Raw genomic sequence first — 15,812 nt, 5'->3', positions numbered from 1 at the left:
CGACGCGATGCGCCACTTTGCCAAGGAATGCCAGTCATGCCGCTCGACATCAAGAACGGTTCGTCGGACCAGAAGACTTCCATGCGTGGACGCGGCGAATTCATCGCGCTCATCGCGGCGATCATGGCCATCAATGCGCTGGCGGTCGACATCATGCTGCCCGGCCTGCCGCAGATCGGTGCAAGCCTCGGCGTTCAGTCGGAAAACCACGTCCAGTTCGTCATCACTGCCTATCTGCTCGGGTTTGGCGTTTCGCAGCTCTTCTATGGCCCCTTGAGCGACCGCTTCGGCCGCAGGCTGCCGCTGTTCGCCGGGCTCGTCATTTACATTCTGGCAGCTCTGGGAGCGGCCATCGTCACCGATTTCACGACGCTTATCATCCTGCGTGTCTTGCAGGGGCTTGGCGCTGCTGCCACGCGCGTGATCGCCGTATCCGTCGTTCGCGACAAGTTCGCCGGGCGTCAGATGGCCGAGGTCATGTCACTCGTCATGATGGTTTTCATGATCCTGCCCGTTGTTGCGCCCGCAACCGGCCAGCTCATCATGCTTTTCGGCGAATGGCACCTGATCTTTCTGTCGATGGCCTTCATGGCATTTGTCATCGGTATCTGGGCGTTTCTTCGTCTGCCCGAAACCCTGCCTGCTACCAACCGGCGCCCGCTGACGGTCAAGAGCGTGATTGGCGGATTCGGCATCGTTCTTTCGAACCGCGTCGCCCTGTTTTATATGCTCGGCACCTCGTTCATTCTCGGCGCGCTGTTCGGCTATATCAACTCGGCTCAGCAGATTTTCGTCGACATCTACAAGCTCGGCGCCTTGTTCCCATTGGCTTTCGCTGCCGTCGCCATGACGCTGGCGCTCGCCTCGTTCATGAACTCGCGCCTGGTCGGTCGTTACGGTATGCGGCGAATTTCCCAGACCATGTTGCTGGTCTTCACCAGCTTCAGCCTTTTGTGGATGGTACTTTCGGTCACGATGGAAGGCCCTGTTCCCTTCCCGATCCTGATGGCGATCTACATGACCATCATGTTCTCGTTCAGCCTCGTGACCGCCAATTTCAACGCACTGGCGATGGAGCCGCTCGGCGAAGTTGCCGGAACGGCCTCCTCCGTTCTGGGCTTTGCTCAAACGGTGATCGGTGCGGCATTGGGCGCGATTATCGGTCAGGCCTTTGACGGCACCACAACGCCGGTTGCAACCGGCTATTGCGTGCTCGGATTCGTCGCGCTCGGCTGCGTATTGATAGCCGAACGCGGGCGACTGTTCAGGGTGCAGAACCCGCCTGCCGAACATGTGATCTGATCAAATATCAGTCATAAACAATCAAAGCCCGCTCATAGTTAGCGGGCTTTTCTTATGCCATACACATGCTATCAGTGGGTGTTTCGGGAGCAAAAGCAGAACGCGCCGGCCAGCAGGCGCATCGGGGAGGATAAGCCACCTCGACTTTGGCAAGAGCTTTGCTCTCGAACCGGAGTGACACAAATGGGTTTCATACCCGTGAGTATCACGCTGACGATAAAGAAAACCCGCACGGGCTGGCAATGCTACGTGCGGGTCAGACTCTTTATCTAAGCGAAACGGGTTGGGAGTTCGCGCTTCCAACCCACTCCGCCAATATAGTGCCCAAGTGTCCAAAACACAAGCTGGGCCCAAGCGTTGCTAATCTTCCCAGAGCGCCGCCTGAATGGATTGCCAGCTGTCCTTGCTGGGCGCGGCCAGAATGCCGCCGCCGGTATGTGACGGCAGATAATCGCTTCCATCCCAGCGCGCGAGATAGCCACCGGCTTCCTGATGGATCAGCGCACCGGGCAGATGATCCCACGGCATCAGCTTGTTGTAGACCACGAAATGCGCGCCGCCGGTGGCGAGGATGCGATATTCGTGCGCTGCACAGCGATAGCCGATCTGGGACAGAAATTTCGTATGATTACGCGCCAGACGCGACCGTGTCGGCTCAGCCGTGTACTGCCAGGAAATCGAACCGGTCATCTGGTTGATAGAAGTCGGTTCGGCAACGCCGACCTTGCTCACATCTCCATTGGCGTGGCGGATGTAGCTTCCGCCTCCCTTTGAAGCCATGATCCAGTCATTACCGACGGGGTCATGAATGATACCGGCAACGGTTTCGCCTTTTGACACCACCGCAAGCATGACACCAAAGAGCGGAACACCAGATGCAAAGTTGAAAGTGCCATCGACCGGATCGATTGTGAAGGCAAGCTCCGCATCATCGAGGCCGGTCAGCAAAGCCGGATTGTCCGAGCAGGCTTCCTCACCGACGATCACCGCATCGGCAAAGCGTTCCTTGAGCTTGGCAGTGATGAACCGCTCAGCATTCACATCCGCTTCCGTCACCAGATCGGCGGGTGACGTCTTCTGCCGGATATCACTGACGTCCAGCCTGCGAAACCGGGGCATGATTTCCTGACGCGCCGCATCTGCCAGCAAATCGGCCAGCCAGTCCATCTGTCCTTCGTCAAACCGCATGGTCACCCTCTCCCTCGCCATTCAGCATCAGTCCTGCAAAATCGAACAGTTTGCGATCCAGCAAATGGCTCGGACGCACATTCGTCATGGCGCGGATCATCGTGTCCTTGCGCCCCGGCATACGCTTTTCGATGTCGGTCAGCATGGCTTTCATCGCATTGCGCTGCAGCCCTTCCTGACTGCCGCACAGGTCGCATGGAATGATCGGAAACTGCATTGCGGTCGCAAACTTCTCCAGATCGTCCTCCGCAGCATAAGCCAGCGGACGGAACACCATCAGGTCTCCTTCGTCGTTCAACAGCTTCGGCGGCATCGCAGCCAGACGCCCGCCGTGGAACAGGTTCATGAAGAAGGTTTCGAGAATATCTTCCCGGTGATGGCCAAGAACGATCGCCGAACAGCCCTCTACACGCGCAATGCGATAGAGATTCCCCCGGCGCAAACGCGAGCAGAGCGAGCAATAGGTGCTGGTTTCAGGCAGCTTGTCGGTCACAATCGAATAGGTATCCTGATATTCGATACGGTGTTCGATTTCATAACGATTGAGGAAATCCGGCAGGATGTGCTTGGGAAAGTTCGGCTGCCCCTGATCCAGATTGACCGCCAGCAGCTCAACAGGCAGCAGGCCGCGCCATTTAAGATCGAGCAGCAGCGCAAGTAGGCCATAGGAATCCTTGCCACCCGAAAGGCAGACCATCCAGCGCTCGCCGGGCTTCACCATCGAGAAATCCTCGATAGCCTGCCGCGTCAGGCGCAAAAGACGTTTGCGCAGCTTGTTGAACTCGACCGTGGTCGGCACATCGCGGAATAGCGGGTGACAGCCGTCGCTGCCCGCGTCTTCTGCAATATCTGGATCGAAAGCGTTCATGGTGCTTCCCGGAAAAACGATTGAAGATGTTGAAGGCTTAATAGCGAAAACTGGCTGTCGGGAAAACCGTCAAACAAGATTTCTTTATGATTGCGTGCATCAGCACACGTCGACCACCGTTTGCCAGCAAAAATGTATGAGTGTTTGCAGCTGCCTTTTGCTCTAGAACTCATGCAGGCATTCACGGATGAGATATCTATGGCTCAGTATGTTGGTTCTATAAGTGTTCTTCGGCGAAAGCCGCGCATCATCGCGCTCCGAAAACTGTCCTTACTGTTATTCATTGGAGCATTGTTGTCGGCCTGCGCCACATATCATTCCGACCGGCAGATTGACGATACGCTCGGCCCTCCCGGCCCCATCGCCAAAGTGCCGGGATAAAAGCAAAGAAAAAGCCGCGCTGCAGTACAGCGCGGCTTTTCGATTTCGGCATATATCCAGCGCGCCAGAGCGCGCCTGGAATTAACGCGAATAGAATTCGACGACCAGGTTCGGTTCCATCTGGACAGCGTAAGGCACATCCGTCAGGGTCGGAACGCGGGAGTACGTCGCAACCAGCTTGTTGTGGTCTACTTCGATGTAATCCGGAACATCACGTTCTGCGAGCTGAACAGCTTCGAGAACGATAACCAGCTGCTTCGACTTTTCGCGAACTTCAACAACGTCACCGGTCTTCAGGCGGTAGGACTGAACGTTGACGCGGCGACCATTCACATTCACGTGGCCGTGATTGATGAACTGGCGGGCAGCAAAGATCGTCGGAACGAACTTGGCGCGATACACAACTGCGTCAAGACGCGATTCCAGCAGACCGATCAGGTTTTCACCGGTGTCGCCCTTGCGGCGAGCGGCTTCTTCGTAGGTCTTGCGGAACTGCTTTTCGGAGATATCGCCGTAGAAGCCCTTGAGCTTCTGCTTTGCGCGGAGCTGAACACCGAAGTCCGACAGCTTGCCCTTGCGGCGCTGGCCGTGCTGGCCCGGGCCATATTCACGGCGGTTTACAGGGGACTTCGGACGGCCCCAGATGTTTTCGCCAAGACGGCGATCAATTTTGTACTTAGCGGATTCGCGCTTGCTCATCGCATTTCCTTCAAAAGGTTATAGCGCCCGGAGGCGCTGGAGGAAACGCGCCCTCCTCTGCCCTCCGTTTGAGAGGACTGACAGGATGAAGCGCGCGAGCGCAATCTTCATCCACGGGACACGTCAAATGAAACGCCGGTGCGAGAACGCGCCAGCGATGGGCGGCTTTTAGTCATGCAGCTGTTATCTTGTCAAGCTCAAGCAGTCGAAAAAGCCTGAAAAACCGGACCGCTGAGGGTGTTTCCTACCATTTGCTACGACCTGCCATCAAGCGTGAAGGAACGCCATCGCCTGTTTCATCATTAGTCATGACGGATCCGCAATTCATGAGGCATCAATGGCTTTGTCTTTTTTCCTGCCCGGCAAGGGTGCATTCACCGCTCTGATTGCCTTGGGCCTTGTTGCGATGCCGTGTTTTTCCGGCATCGATTCCGATCAGGCACAGGCGCAAACTTTCATCGAACGCATCCTGAAACAGGACGCCCAAAAGGCAAAACAGCATCGCAAACGCCCGGCGGTAAAGCGCAGCCAAAAGAAACCGGCTTCGAAACAGCAAACAGCAACGCAATCTGAAAGCGCTCCGGCAAAAGCCGAAACCAAACCTGCTCCCATGATACCCGTTCCGACGCCTGCCCCTCGCCCGGAAAATACAGCAACCAAGGGGGCAGAACCGGAAACTCCACCCATTCCAACGGAAAAGCCGGAGGCAGAAACCGAAAATCAACCGCTGGCCAAGCCTGCTCCTACAACCCCGACCCAGGCAGACCCGCCAAAACCGGCTGATAATCCGAAGCCGACGGACGAAAAACCGCAAGAAGTGAAACCCGGTCCCGATCAACAGCCAAAGCCAGAAAAGGACGAGCGCGTCTATCAGGTATCCTGCCCGGCGCTGATAGCCGGCGAAGTAGAGGGCAAGCTGCTGCCTCCGATCAAGGATGGTGAGCAATGCGGCGCCCACTCTCCGTTGTCCCTGACCGCCATTGGCAAGGACAACCCTTTGAAATTTGCCAATGCCGTCACCACAAATTGCGCAATGGCAGTCACGCTGGCGCAGTGGAGCAGTGAGGTGACCAAGGCAGCCAAAGATGTTTATGGACCGGATTCGAAAATCGCTGAAATCGGCACCGGCTCGGATTACCAGTGCCGGAAGGTCAACGGCGCATCCGTAGGACGCGTTTCCGAACACGCCTTTGCCAACGCGCTCGACATCATGTCGTTCAAGTTTTCGGATGGTAGCAAGACGGAACTGGAACGCGGCTGGAACGGCACCGACAAGGAGAAGGCTTTCTGGCGCGCCGTGCATAGCGCGAGCTGCAAGCTTTTCATGACGGTAATCGGCCCGGACGGTGATGCCGCACATCGCACCAACATGCATCTCGACCAAGGCTGCCACGGCAAATCCTGTCTTGCGCGCATCTGCCAATAAGATATCGTCGTAACCGTTGGAAATTCATAAAAAAATCAGAATCGCGTCTGTAATCTCTATTTCATTATCGATTCAATTCCGCCGCCCGCCACCGAGCGACGGGTTTCCAGAAGGACATGGGCATGAAATCGACCAAATTTATAATTTCTGCAATTTTAGCACTGGGCTTCACCACCGCCGCGAATGCAGATTCCGTCCCGAAAAGATCGAAGGATTTTACGGGCAACTATCAGACCCTCGTGAAGGATCAGCAAGCGGCTCCACAGGTCGCGGATTGCGTTGCCAGCGCTTATGATTACGTCAAGAAAAGTAAAAAATATGATCGTCTTGGCTTCACCAAAGATGATATCTCTTCGGCAGAAACCAATGATAAGTCTGCGAAATTTAGCACCAGCGACCCACGCAAGGTTTCGGCTGTCATCTCGGTTCCCGGTGAAGCACGAACCAAAGGCGCATCAACAAAATGGGATAGCGTCACGCTGCGCTGCGGCATTACCGATGGCAAGTTGAAAGCAATCGAGCTGGCGCCGAACAAATCTGGCAAGTAACCATCTGGCCAATGCGGCGAGTGCCCGACGGCGCTCGCCAATTCTATTCAGTGTTTTTTCTTGTCATCTACGTGTTCCGGCAAGCCTTTGCGCTTTGTTTCGGCAAATTCCTCCAGTTCCTTCTCGGTCATCGATTCATACATTTCCTTTGACGCACCGAAGAGTTCGCTTTTCTTGATTTCACCGCGTTTGGCAGCAAGCGCGGCGCCAGCGGCTTTCTGTTGGGCCTGGGATTTCGCGGGCATCAGACTTCTCCTGTTTGAAAGACAAACGCAAACGGACCAAGGCCGGTTCCTTTTTATTCAATGCTTCCATCAAAACGTGAGCGGGCGTCGCGAAGAAGATCGCGGTTCCTGACGGCCCATTGCCCCAGCACGTCGATAGGCACAGCAAGAGAATGTCCAAGTTCAGTCAGCGAATACTCCACTTCGGGCGGAGAAGTCGGGCGCACATGTCGAGACACGAGGCCATCCCGCTCCAGCGATCGTAGCGTAACGGTCAGCATGCGCTGTGAAATACCCTCAATGGTCCGTCGCAACGCATTGAAACGCATCGAGCCTTCCTGAAGATTGAAAATGACGAGAATGCTCCACGTGTCGCCAACCCGATCCAGCACTTCACGGATCGGGCAAGAACCGTCACCATCGTTTTCGAAGGCAGGTGTCGACGAAAGCAAAGGTGTTTTCCCGTCAGGGCGTGTCGGTATTGTCATCTTTTTCTCCACAAAAACCGGTTGGCAGACCGGCGTTTTCTCCATCGGTTAAGTTAGAGAGTTTTCACTGAAATACGCGTCAGCCACGCGTCATAACATAAGTAAAAACAATTAGTTATAGCAGCTTCATCGTTCCGTTTCGACCGGAGCATCTCTGAACACTTGCCTTTGTGGCGGTTACTTCCATGTATCCTGCTCATGTAAAAGTGCGTTCTTCACAAGCATGATGGCATCACATATGTAGTTATCAGTAATAACCTGATTATGAAACATACCTTAATTCGTTTGATACGAGAAGGTCGAAAAAAGGAGAATGCCATGACCAAGATCGCACTGATCGGCGCAACGGGTTTCGTAGGCGCTGCAATCCTCAAGGAAGCTGCTGCACGCGGCGGCGAGGTTACCGCACTCGTTCGTCATCCGGAGAAAGTCGAAAAACTGCCCGATGTGACGGCGGTAAAGGCCGACGTGTTCGATACCGACGCGCTTGCAAAGCAGCTTGCAGGGCATGACATCGTGATTTCCGCCTACAATCCGGGCTGGGGCGACAAGGACATCCGCGAAAAGCACATCAACGGCAGCCGTTCCATCACGGAAGCCACCAAAAAAGCAGGCATCAAGCGTCTTATAGCAGTCGGCGGCGCAGGTAGCCTTTCGATCAATGGTAACCAGTTGGTCGACTCGCCGGAATTCCCTGCCGAATGGAAGGAAGGCGCGCTCGGTGCCCGTCAGGCGCTCGAAGACCTGCGTGGTGAGAAAGAACTGGAATGGTCATTCGTATCACCGGCGATCATTCTTCAGCCCGGCGAGCGCACCGGAAAATATCGTCTTGGCGGCGACGAACCGGTTTTCGACGACAAGGGTGAAAGCAAGATTTCAGTTGCTGATCTGGCAGTCGCAATTCTGGATGAAGCAGAAAAAGGCCAGCATATTCGCAAGCGTTTCACAGCCGCTTACTGATGCCAATCACAAAAACGCCATGTTTTTGACAGGCGTTCGCCGCAAAATCGGTGGTAAAATACGCACATCACCACCGGTTTTTCGCGCAAAAAGACCGCAAAACGGGTTTGCCCTCGTTTTGCTTCAATCAGATCGGCGCTCTCACTCACACCAGTTCCACATCCACGACGCCCTGAATGGCTTTCATGGCGCTGGCGATCTGCGGACTGACGCGATAGCGATGCGGCAGCTCGATCTCGACTTCACGCTGACCGTTATCCTTGATGACGATGAGGCTCACCTGCCCGTCGCCACGCGTGTTGAAATGCGGAGCGATATGACGAACCGCATCGGCCGAGCGCAGGTAAAGCCGCAACGCCTTCTGCATACGGCAGGCTTCGTCTTCGAGCGACTGCACCGTCTGGATGCGCAAGCCTATACCTTCAGGACGGTTTTCCGCCTGAACCGTGATCACCACCGACTTGCCGCTCTCCAGAAGGTCGCGATATTGCGCCAGTCCTTCTGAAAACAGCACCGCTTCGAACTGGCCGCTGGCATCGGACAGTTGCACAATGCCCATCTTGTTGCCGGTGCGGGTCTTGCGTTCCTGACGGGCCGTCACAGTGCCTGCCAGACGACCGGCATTGGCGCCGCGTTTCACGGCTGCTGAAAAATCTGCCCAGCTTTGAACACGCATGCGGTTCAGCACATCGCGATATTCATCAAGCGGATGGGCCGACAGATAGAAGCCGACCGCCTGGAACTCCCGATGCAGCATTTCCGATGGCAGCCAGGGAGCCGCCTGCGGCAGGATAAGCGTTTCCTTCGGAGCGCCTGACAGACCAAAAATATCGGACTGACCGCTTGCGGCATTTTCCTGCGTGCGCTGGGCAAAGCCCATGATGCGGTCCATGCCCGCACTCATGGCCGGGCGCTCACGACCGAAACAATCCATCGCACCGGCATTGATGAGACTTTCCAGCACGCGCCGGTTGACGATGCGCGGATCGACCCGCTCGCAGAAATCCTCAAGGCTTTCAAAAGGTTTCTCGGCGCGCACATCGACAATATGATCGACGGCGGCCTCGCCGACGCCCTTGATGGCGGCAAGCGAATAGAAAATCTGCTTTTCGCCGACTTCAAACGGACGGAAGGACGTCATCACCGAAGGCGGCACGACCTCAATGCCCAAACGGTTCGCCTCGCGGCGGAAATCGTTGAGCTTGTCGGTGTTCGACATATCGTAGGTCATCGACGCCGCGATGAACTCGACTGGATAGTGGGCCTTCATATAGGCCGTCTGGTAGGACACGATGGCATAAGCGGCGGCGTGCGATTTGTTGAAGCCGTAGTCAGCGAACTTGGCAAGCAGATCGAAGATCATGTTGGCCTGCGCCTTGTCGACTCCGCCCTCAATCGCGCCATCCACGAAGCGGACGCGCTGCTTGTCCATTTCCTCGCGGATTTTCTTGCCCATGGCGCGGCGCAAAAGGTCAGCTTCACCGAGCGAATAGCCGGAAAGCACCTGTGCAATCTGCATCACCTGTTCCTGATAGACGATAACGCCCTGCGTTTCCTTGATCAGGTGATCGATCTTCGGGTGAATGGAGGCAATCTCCTCCTCACCGTTCTTGCGCGCATTATAAGTCGGGATGTTCTCCATCGGACCGGGACGATAAAGCGCCACAAGCGCGATGATATCTTCGATCCGGTCCGGGCGCATACCGAGCAGCGCCTTGCGCATACCCGCACTTTCCACCTGGAACACGCCGACGGTTTCGCCGCGCGACAACATCTCATAGGTCAGTTCGTCGTCGAGCGGCACATGGGATAGGTCAATCTCAACGCCCTTGCGCGCCACCAGTTTGACCGCCGTTTCAAGGACGGTCAGCGTCTTGAGACCAAGAAAGTCGAACTTGACCAGTCCCGCCTGCTCGACCCATTTCATGTTAAACTGCGTGACGGGCATGTCGGAACGCGGATCGCGATACATCGGGACCAGTTCCGACAGCGGACGGTCACCGATCACGATACCGGCGGCATGGGTCGAGGCGTGGCGGTAAAGCCCTTCGAGCTTGAGCGCCATATCCAGCAGCCGTCCGACCACCGGCTCTTTCTCACGCTCCTCATTGATCTTCGGTTCTGTGTCGATGGCTTGTGCCAGTGACACTGGATTGGCCGGGTTTTGCGGCACCAGCTTGCAGAGACGATCGACCTGCCCGTAAGGCATTTCCAGAACGCGACCGACATCGCGCAGCACAGCGCGTGCCTGCAGGGTTCCGAATGTGATGATCTGGGCTACCTGATCGCGCCCGTACTTTCCCTGCACATAGCGGATCACCTCTTCACGGCGGTCCTGACAGAAGTCGATATCGAAGTCGGGCATCGAAACGCGATCCGGGTTGAGGAAGCGTTCGAAAAGCAGCGAGAACCGCAAAGGATCGACGTCGGTAATCGTCAGCGCATAGGCGACGAGCGAACCGGCACCCGAGCCACGGCCCGGCCCGACCGGAATGCCATGGGCTTTCGCCCATTTGATAAAGTCCGCAACGATCAGGAAGTAGCCCGGGAACTTCATGCGGGTGATGATGCCGATCTCGTATTCGAGACGTTCGGCATATTGCTCTGTCGTATAGCCTTCTGCGAGACCGACGGTCTCCAGGCGCATCTTCAGGCCTTCGCGGGCCTGCCGCGCCAGCTCGTCGGCTTCCTCCTGAACGGCGGCCTCCGCGTCATCGGATTCGCCGGTAAACCGCGGCAGGATCGGTGCACGGGTCTGCGTGTACCAGCTGCAACGCTCTGCAATTTCGACGGTGTTGTCGAGTGCTTCCGGCAGATCGGCAAAAAGTGCAGCCATTTCCGCACGGCTTTTCATGTGATGGTCCGGCGTCAGACGGCGGCGGTCATCGTTTGAAAGAATCTGGCCTTCCGCGATGGCAAGAAGCGCATCGTGGGCCTCGAAGTCTTCTGCCTTGAGAAAGAATGCCTCATTGGTGGCTACCAGAGGCAGATCCATCTCATAGGCAAGCGCGACGGTCTTTGCTTCCAGCGCACGGTCGTAACCTGCCTGGCGCTGCAACTCGACATAAAGCCGATCGCCAAAGGCTTCACGCAGGAAAGCAAGCCGCGCCTCTGCCCTGTCGGGACGGTCGGCGGCAAAAGCGCGACCGATTGGTCCCAATGCGCCACCGGAAAGAACAATGACATCTTTCGATAATGACGGCAGCCAGCTTGCTTCGACATGCACCGGATCACCTGCCGGTGTTTCCAGAAACGCGCGACTGACGAGCCGCACGATATTCGCATAGCCCTCTTCCGTTGCCGCCAGCAGCACAACTGGAGCGAGGTCCAGCGCGACACGGCGATTGACGCTGCGGCCATTATCATTGTGATCGCCGAAGGCTATATCGACCTGACAACCGATGATGGGTTGCAGACCATCTTTCGATGCCTTCTGCGCAAATTCAAGCGCACCGAACAGATTGTTGGTGTCGGTGACTGCGATAGCCGGCGCCTCGTCGGCAATCGCCTGTTTGATGATCTTGCCGAGCGGCAATGCGCCTTCCAGCAAGGAATAGGCCGAGTGTACCCGCAGGTGCACAAAACGTGGCGTCAAAGCACCGTCTTTTGCTGCATTGCCTGCTGCTACGTCACTCATTCCATCGACCCCGATCATCTGCTGAGCCGCCCGGATGGACATACATCCGGCGCTCTAAATCCAAGCATCACGCTTTCCGAAAACCGATTCCGATTTTCGGGCCGATGCAGTAGCCGCCTGATAGCACATTGCTTGCAAGATGGGCCACACGCATGGCCCATCGCGGCTGGCGACTCTGTCGCCTGATAGCATCAGTTTCGGGGAATGATATGGCGATGTCCAGTAAGACTATCGCCACCTTGCAGCGGGTTCACAAGAACCAGCCAGAGCATCTCCAATTTTTCCGGGGTCATCGGAAATGCCCTATCGTTTTCACGCATGTCTATATCCCAAAACCGGTTCCCACTTTTGGGAGACATGCTCTATTTCCTTCAGATCGCACTCACCCAGATGGCGAAAGTTGCAATGAACAGGCTTACCGAAATGAAAGACAGAACGTCGTGGACGAGATCGGTCATGTTGGAAACTCCTCTGTGTTCACGTATGTTTATTTTTTGTTCTATTTTTGTTCCAAAGTCAACACCCGTTCTAGCCCGCCATTCATTTTAGGGTTTACGAATAGTGAATATACAACCGCAGACGCTGGCTGCGTGAGCGGGGAACGAAAGCGCCATATTCAGGCGGAGACGCACCTCGCCCTTCGAGACGCCACCTGTGACGGCTCCTCAGGATGAGGTGCTACTATGATCTGGAAGGCTTATAGATCGACGACCTTGCCGTCCTTCAGCGTGACGCGCCGGTCCATGCGGCGGGCAAGTTCGTGATTATGGGTCGCGATCAGGGCCGCAAGCCCCGACTGACGCACGAGGGCCTCAAGAGCTCCGAAGACGTAGGATGATGTCGTCGGGTCGAGGTTGCCGGTCGGTTCATCCGCCAGAAGAACAAGCGGCGCGTTGGCAACGGCGCGGGCAATAGCGACGCGCTGTTGCTCGCCGCCGGAAAGTTCCGACGGGCGATGCGAAGCGCGCTTGCCGATCTTCATATATTCAAGAAGCTGCTGCGCACGCTCTGCTGCGGCTTTCCTGGACAGACCGCGGATCATCTGCGGCATCATCACATTCTCCAGCGCGGAAAATTCCGGCAGGAGATGGTGGAACTGATAAACGAAACCGACGTCGTTGCGGCGCACAGCTGTGCGCTCATCATCGGACAATTTGCTGCAGGAACGCCCATCCAAGAAAACGTCTCCGTTGTCGGGACGCTCCAGCAGGCCTGCCGTGTGCAGCAATGTCGACTTGCCCGCTCCCGATGGCGCGACAAGCGCAACCATTTCCCCACGACGAAGTGTGAAATCGGCATCCTTCAGAATGACCAGTTCGCGGTCGGCTTCCTTATAGGCGCGGCCGACACGCTCCAGCCGCATGATGATTTCAGCCGCCATTTATTCGTACCTCAATGCTTCGACCGGATCGAGCTTGGCAGCGCGCCAGGCCGGGAAAATGGTGGCAATGAATGAAAGCACCAGAGCCATGACGATAACGGAAATCGTTTCGCCGGGGTCCATCTTCGCAGGCAACTGGCTCAGGAAGTAAAGTTCCGGGTTGAAGAGCGTGGTTCCCGAGAGCCACGAGAAGAACTCCCGCAGGCGCTCGACATTGAGGCAGACGACAACGCCCAGAACGACACCGGCTATCGTGCCGGTGACGCCGATGGCGGCGCCCGTCATCAGGAATATGCGCATCACCGCGCCACGGGTTGCGCCCATGGTTCGCAGGATCGCGATATCGTGCCCCTTGTCCTTCACCAGCATGATGAGGCCGGAAATGATGTTCAGCGCCGCCACGAGCACGATCAGCGTCAGGATCATGAACATGACATTGCGCTCGACTTCCAGCGCCGAGAAGAAAGTCTGGTTGCGCTGGCGCCAGTCGACGAGCGAGAGCTGACGTCCCGCTGCCTCTTCTACGGGCGCGCGCATCGCATCCACCTTGTCGGGATTATCGACAAAGATTTCCAGCGATTGCACCTTGCCTTCCTGATTGAAGAAAAGCTGCGCCTCGGACAGCGGCATCATGACAATCGACGAGTCGTATTCCGACATGCCGATCTCGAAGATCGCGACAATCGGATAGGCCTTCACGCGCGGATTGACGCCGAACGGGGTCACATCGCCATCCGGCGAAATCACCCGTAGCGTATCGCCGATTGAAAGGCCGAGATTTTCGGCCATGCGGGTTCCGATGGCGACGCCGCCGCCCTGATCGAAGCCCTGAAGCGTGCCCTGGCGAATATTGCCGGAGACGAGCTTGAGCTTGTCGAGATCCTCTTCGCGAAGACCGCGCACCAGTGCACCCGTTCCTGCGCCGATATTCCCCTGGACGAGCGCCTGCCCTTCCACCACGGGAATGGCGAACCTGATGCCGGAAATACCGTCGATCCGCTTGATGAGATCGGCATAATCATCCAGCGGACGATCAATTGGCTGCATGATGAGATGGCCATTGATGCCGAGAATTCGCGAAAGAAGCTCGGCACGGAAACCGTTCATCACCGCCATGACGATGATGAGGGTCGCCACGCCCAGCATGATGCCGGTAAACGAAAAACCGGCAATGACCGAGATAAAAGTCTCGCGGCGGCGCGCGCGCAGATATCGCCAAGCGATCATCCGTTCGAAAGCCGAGAATGGACCTGACTTTGGAGCCTTTTGAGCTGCCTTAGCCTGATCCCCGGATTTTGCTGCCGCCGCGCTGCTCATGCTTCTGCCGTCAACAGATTGATCGCAGCTTCAACGCTCAGGCTCTGGCGTTCACCGGTCTTGCGATCCTTGATCTCGACTTCACCGGCGGCAACGCCACGCGGGCCAACGATCACCTGCGTCGGCAGGCCGATCAAGTCCATCGTGGCGAACTTTGCACCCGGACGGTCATCCGTGTCGTCCAGCAGAGGATCGACGCCTGCATTGGTCAGCGCTTCGTAGATCTTCTCGCTTACAGCGTCGCAGCCTTCGTCGCCCGGCTTCATATTGACGATACCGGCACCGAACGGCGCGATGGCTTTCGGCCAGATAATGCCCGCATCGTCGTGGAAGGCTTCGATGGCAGCCGCGACGAGGCGCGACGGACCGATGCCGTAGGAACCCATGGAAACCAGATGTTCCTTGCCATCCGGGCCCTGCACTTTCGCGCCCATCGGTTCAGAATATTTCGTGCCGAAATGGAAGATGTGCCCCACTTCGATGCCACGTGCAGAGACCTGATCTTCCGGCTTCACCTTGGACCAGTCGGCCTCGTCGTGCATTTCGTCGGTTGCCGCATAAGGCGTCGTCCAGCGATTGACGATATCGGTCAGCTGCGCATCGTTGCGGAAATCGGTGTCCGCGCCCGGCACGGCCAGATCGAGATAGGCCTTGTCGCAGAAAACCTGGCTTTCGCCGGTTTCGGCCAGAATAATGAATTCGTGGCTGAGGTCGCCGCCAATCGGCCCCGTATCGGCGCGCATCGGGATGGCCTGCAGGCCAACACGTGCAAAAGTGCGCAGATAGGACACGAACATACGGTAGTAAGCCATTTTCGCGCCCTCATAATCGAGGTCGAACGAATAGGCGTCCTTCATCAGAAATTCGCGCGAACGCATGACGCCGAAACGCGGGCGCACTTCGTCGCGGAACTTCCACTGGATGTGGTAGAGATTGAGCGGCAGATCCTTGTAGGAGCGCACATAGGAGCGGAAAATGTCGGTGACCATTTCCTCATTGGTCGGACCGAAGAGCATATCGCGCTCCTGACGGTCCTGAATGCGCAGCATTTCCTTGCCATAGGCATCGTAGCGACCGCTTTCGCGCCACAGGTCTGCGGACTGGATGGTCGGCATCAGGATTTCATTGGCGCCCGCGCGGTTCTGTTCTTCACGAATGATATCGCAGACCTTGTTGAGAACCTTCAGACCGATCGGCAGCCAGGAATAGATGCCGGCCGACTGTTGACGGATCATGCCCGAGCGCAGCATCAGCCTGTGGGAGACGATTTCCGCCTCCTTGGGGTTTTCCTTCAGAATAGGCAAAAAATACCGCGACAGACGCATCGTAACCACCAATCAAGAGGGACTGCCTGAGTGCTTCAAGAATCAGGCAAAAATTAAGCATATTTGTC

The 15,812-nt window shown here is 56.6% G+C and carries 14 protein-coding genes; 4 read left to right on the top strand and 10 right to left on the bottom strand.

Annotation, left to right across the window (positions count from 1 at the left end):
- Window positions 1-36 precede the first annotated feature (36 nt).
- The gene (locus OHI65_RS14425) at window positions 37-1,302 is read left to right on the top strand and encodes a multidrug effflux MFS transporter (RefSeq protein WP_010661200.1); all 1,266 of its coding nucleotides are present in this window, start codon (window positions 37-39) and stop codon (window positions 1,300-1,302) included.
- A gap of 360 nt (window positions 1,303-1,662) precedes the next feature.
- On the opposite strand, the gene OHI65_RS14420 is transcribed toward OHI65_RS14425, so the two are convergent.
- The 3 genes from OHI65_RS14420 to rpsD all read right to left on the bottom strand — a co-directional run bounded on the left by OHI65_RS14420 (window position 1,663) and on the right by rpsD (window position 4,438).
- Window positions 1,663-2,490, bottom strand: coding sequence for an inositol monophosphatase family protein (locus OHI65_RS14420; RefSeq protein WP_264359078.1), 828 nt, complete (start codon window positions 2,488-2,490; stop codon window positions 1,663-1,665).
- Window positions 2,480-3,358 carry a tRNA 2-thiocytidine(32) synthetase TtcA gene (gene ttcA, locus OHI65_RS14415; RefSeq protein ID WP_264359077.1) on the bottom strand — a complete coding sequence of 293 codons (879 nt, stop codon included), beginning with the start codon at window positions 3,356-3,358 and terminating at the stop codon, window positions 2,480-2,482. The genes OHI65_RS14420 and ttcA overlap by 11 nt, the downstream gene beginning before the upstream one ends.
- Before the next feature lie 462 nt (window positions 3,359-3,820).
- The gene (rpsD, locus tag OHI65_RS14410) at window positions 3,821-4,438 is read right to left on the bottom strand and encodes a 30S ribosomal protein S4 (protein ID WP_010661196.1); all 618 of its coding nucleotides are present in this window, start codon (window positions 4,436-4,438) and stop codon (window positions 3,821-3,823) included.
- Between the two features lie 406 nt (window positions 4,439-4,844).
- Between rpsD and OHI65_RS14405 the strand changes: the two genes are divergently transcribed.
- Window positions 4,845-5,864: an extensin family protein gene (locus tag OHI65_RS14405; protein ID WP_264359170.1), complete on the top strand. Its 1,020-nt coding sequence runs from the start codon at window positions 4,845-4,847 to the stop codon at window positions 5,862-5,864.
- Window positions 5,865-5,986: 122 nt separating this feature from the next.
- Entirely contained in the window at window positions 5,987-6,412 is a 426-nt protein-coding gene (gene bspC / locus OHI65_RS14400; RefSeq protein WP_010661194.1) for a type IV secretion system effector BspC, read from the top strand.
- A 47-nt stretch (window positions 6,413-6,459) separates the two neighbouring features.
- On the opposite strand, the gene OHI65_RS14395 is transcribed toward bspC, so the two are convergent.
- Both OHI65_RS14395 and OHI65_RS14390 read right to left on the bottom strand, forming a co-directional pair.
- Window positions 6,460-6,657 carry a DUF3008 family protein gene (locus tag OHI65_RS14395; protein ID WP_029925012.1) on the bottom strand — a complete coding sequence of 66 codons (198 nt, stop codon included), beginning with the start codon at window positions 6,655-6,657 and terminating at the stop codon, window positions 6,460-6,462.
- Between the two features lie 53 nt (window positions 6,658-6,710).
- A complete protein-coding gene (locus OHI65_RS14390) occupies window positions 6,711-7,124 on the bottom strand; it encodes a winged helix-turn-helix transcriptional regulator (RefSeq protein ID WP_040129348.1) in 414 nt (137 codons plus the stop codon).
- A 318-nt stretch (window positions 7,125-7,442) separates the two neighbouring features.
- Between OHI65_RS14390 and OHI65_RS14385 the strand changes: the two genes are divergently transcribed.
- Window positions 7,443-8,084, top strand: coding sequence for an NAD(P)-dependent oxidoreductase (locus OHI65_RS14385; protein ID WP_151662645.1), 642 nt, complete (start codon window positions 7,443-7,445; stop codon window positions 8,082-8,084).
- Here the strand turns inward: OHI65_RS14385 and OHI65_RS14380 are convergent.
- From OHI65_RS14380 to proS, 5 genes are all read right to left on the bottom strand, one after another.
- Window positions 8,078-8,233, bottom strand: a complete 156-nt coding sequence (locus OHI65_RS14380) for a hypothetical protein (RefSeq protein WP_192798946.1) — start codon at window positions 8,231-8,233, stop codon at window positions 8,078-8,080. The genes OHI65_RS14385 and OHI65_RS14380 overlap by 7 nt on opposite strands.
- Window positions 8,230-11,721: a DNA polymerase III subunit alpha gene (gene dnaE / locus OHI65_RS14375; RefSeq protein WP_151609805.1), complete on the bottom strand. Its 3,492-nt coding sequence runs from the start codon at window positions 11,719-11,721 to the stop codon at window positions 8,230-8,232. Before dnaE ends, OHI65_RS14380 begins: the two co-directional genes overlap by 4 nt.
- A gap of 697 nt (window positions 11,722-12,418) precedes the next feature.
- Window positions 12,419-13,102, bottom strand: coding sequence for an ABC transporter ATP-binding protein (locus tag OHI65_RS14370; RefSeq protein WP_010661189.1), 684 nt, complete (start codon window positions 13,100-13,102; stop codon window positions 12,419-12,421).
- The gene (locus tag OHI65_RS14365; RefSeq protein ID WP_010661188.1) at window positions 13,103-14,419 is read right to left on the bottom strand and encodes a lipoprotein-releasing ABC transporter permease subunit; all 1,317 of its coding nucleotides are present in this window, start codon (window positions 14,417-14,419) and stop codon (window positions 13,103-13,105) included.
- Window positions 14,416-15,744, bottom strand: a complete 1,329-nt coding sequence (gene proS, locus OHI65_RS14360; protein WP_012092253.1) for a proline--tRNA ligase — start codon at window positions 15,742-15,744, stop codon at window positions 14,416-14,418. The genes OHI65_RS14365 and proS overlap by 4 nt, the downstream gene beginning before the upstream one ends.
- Between the last annotated feature and the right edge of the window lie 68 nt (window positions 15,745-15,812).

Source organism: Brucella sp. MAB-22 (assembly GCF_025908475.1).
In the GTDB taxonomy this organism is placed as follows: Bacteria; Pseudomonadota; Alphaproteobacteria; order Rhizobiales; family Rhizobiaceae; genus Brucella; species Brucella anthropi.
The sequence above is the reverse complement of the archived record's forward strand: the minus strand, read 5'-3'. Positions and strand labels throughout refer to the sequence as shown.

Bases quoted from the DNA above. Each gene is read 5' to 3' on its own strand.
- OHI65_RS14425 (WP_010661200.1), top strand. From the start codon at position 37: ATGCCGCTCGACATCAAGAACGGTTCGTCGGACCAGAAGACTTCCATG.
- OHI65_RS14420 (WP_264359078.1), bottom strand. From the start codon at position 2,490: ATGCGGTTTGACGAAGGACAGATGGACTGGCTGGCCGATTTGCTGGCA.
- ttcA (WP_264359077.1), bottom strand. From the start codon at position 3,358: ATGAACGCTTTCGATCCAGATATTGCAGAAGACGCGGGCAGCGACGGC.
- rpsD (WP_010661196.1), bottom strand. From the start codon at position 4,438: ATGAGCAAGCGCGAATCCGCTAAGTACAAAATTGATCGCCGTCTTGGC.
- OHI65_RS14405 (WP_264359170.1), top strand. From the start codon at position 4,845: ATGCCGTGTTTTTCCGGCATCGATTCCGATCAGGCACAGGCGCAAACT.
- bspC (WP_010661194.1), top strand. From the start codon at position 5,987: ATGAAATCGACCAAATTTATAATTTCTGCAATTTTAGCACTGGGCTTC.
- OHI65_RS14395 (WP_029925012.1), bottom strand. From the start codon at position 6,657: ATGCCCGCGAAATCCCAGGCCCAACAGAAAGCCGCTGGCGCCGCGCTT.
- OHI65_RS14390 (WP_040129348.1), bottom strand. From the start codon at position 7,124: ATGACAATACCGACACGCCCTGACGGGAAAACACCTTTGCTTTCGTCG.
- OHI65_RS14385 (WP_151662645.1), top strand. From the start codon at position 7,443: ATGACCAAGATCGCACTGATCGGCGCAACGGGTTTCGTAGGCGCTGCA.
- dnaE (WP_151609805.1), bottom strand. From the start codon at position 11,721: ATGAGTGACGTAGCAGCAGGCAATGCAGCAAAAGACGGTGCTTTGACG.
- OHI65_RS14370 (WP_010661189.1), bottom strand. From the start codon at position 13,102: ATGGCGGCTGAAATCATCATGCGGCTGGAGCGTGTCGGCCGCGCCTAT.
- OHI65_RS14365 (WP_010661188.1), bottom strand. From the start codon at position 14,419: ATGAGCAGCGCGGCGGCAGCAAAATCCGGGGATCAGGCTAAGGCAGCT.
- proS (WP_012092253.1), bottom strand. From the start codon at position 15,744: ATGCGTCTGTCGCGGTATTTTTTGCCTATTCTGAAGGAAAACCCCAAG.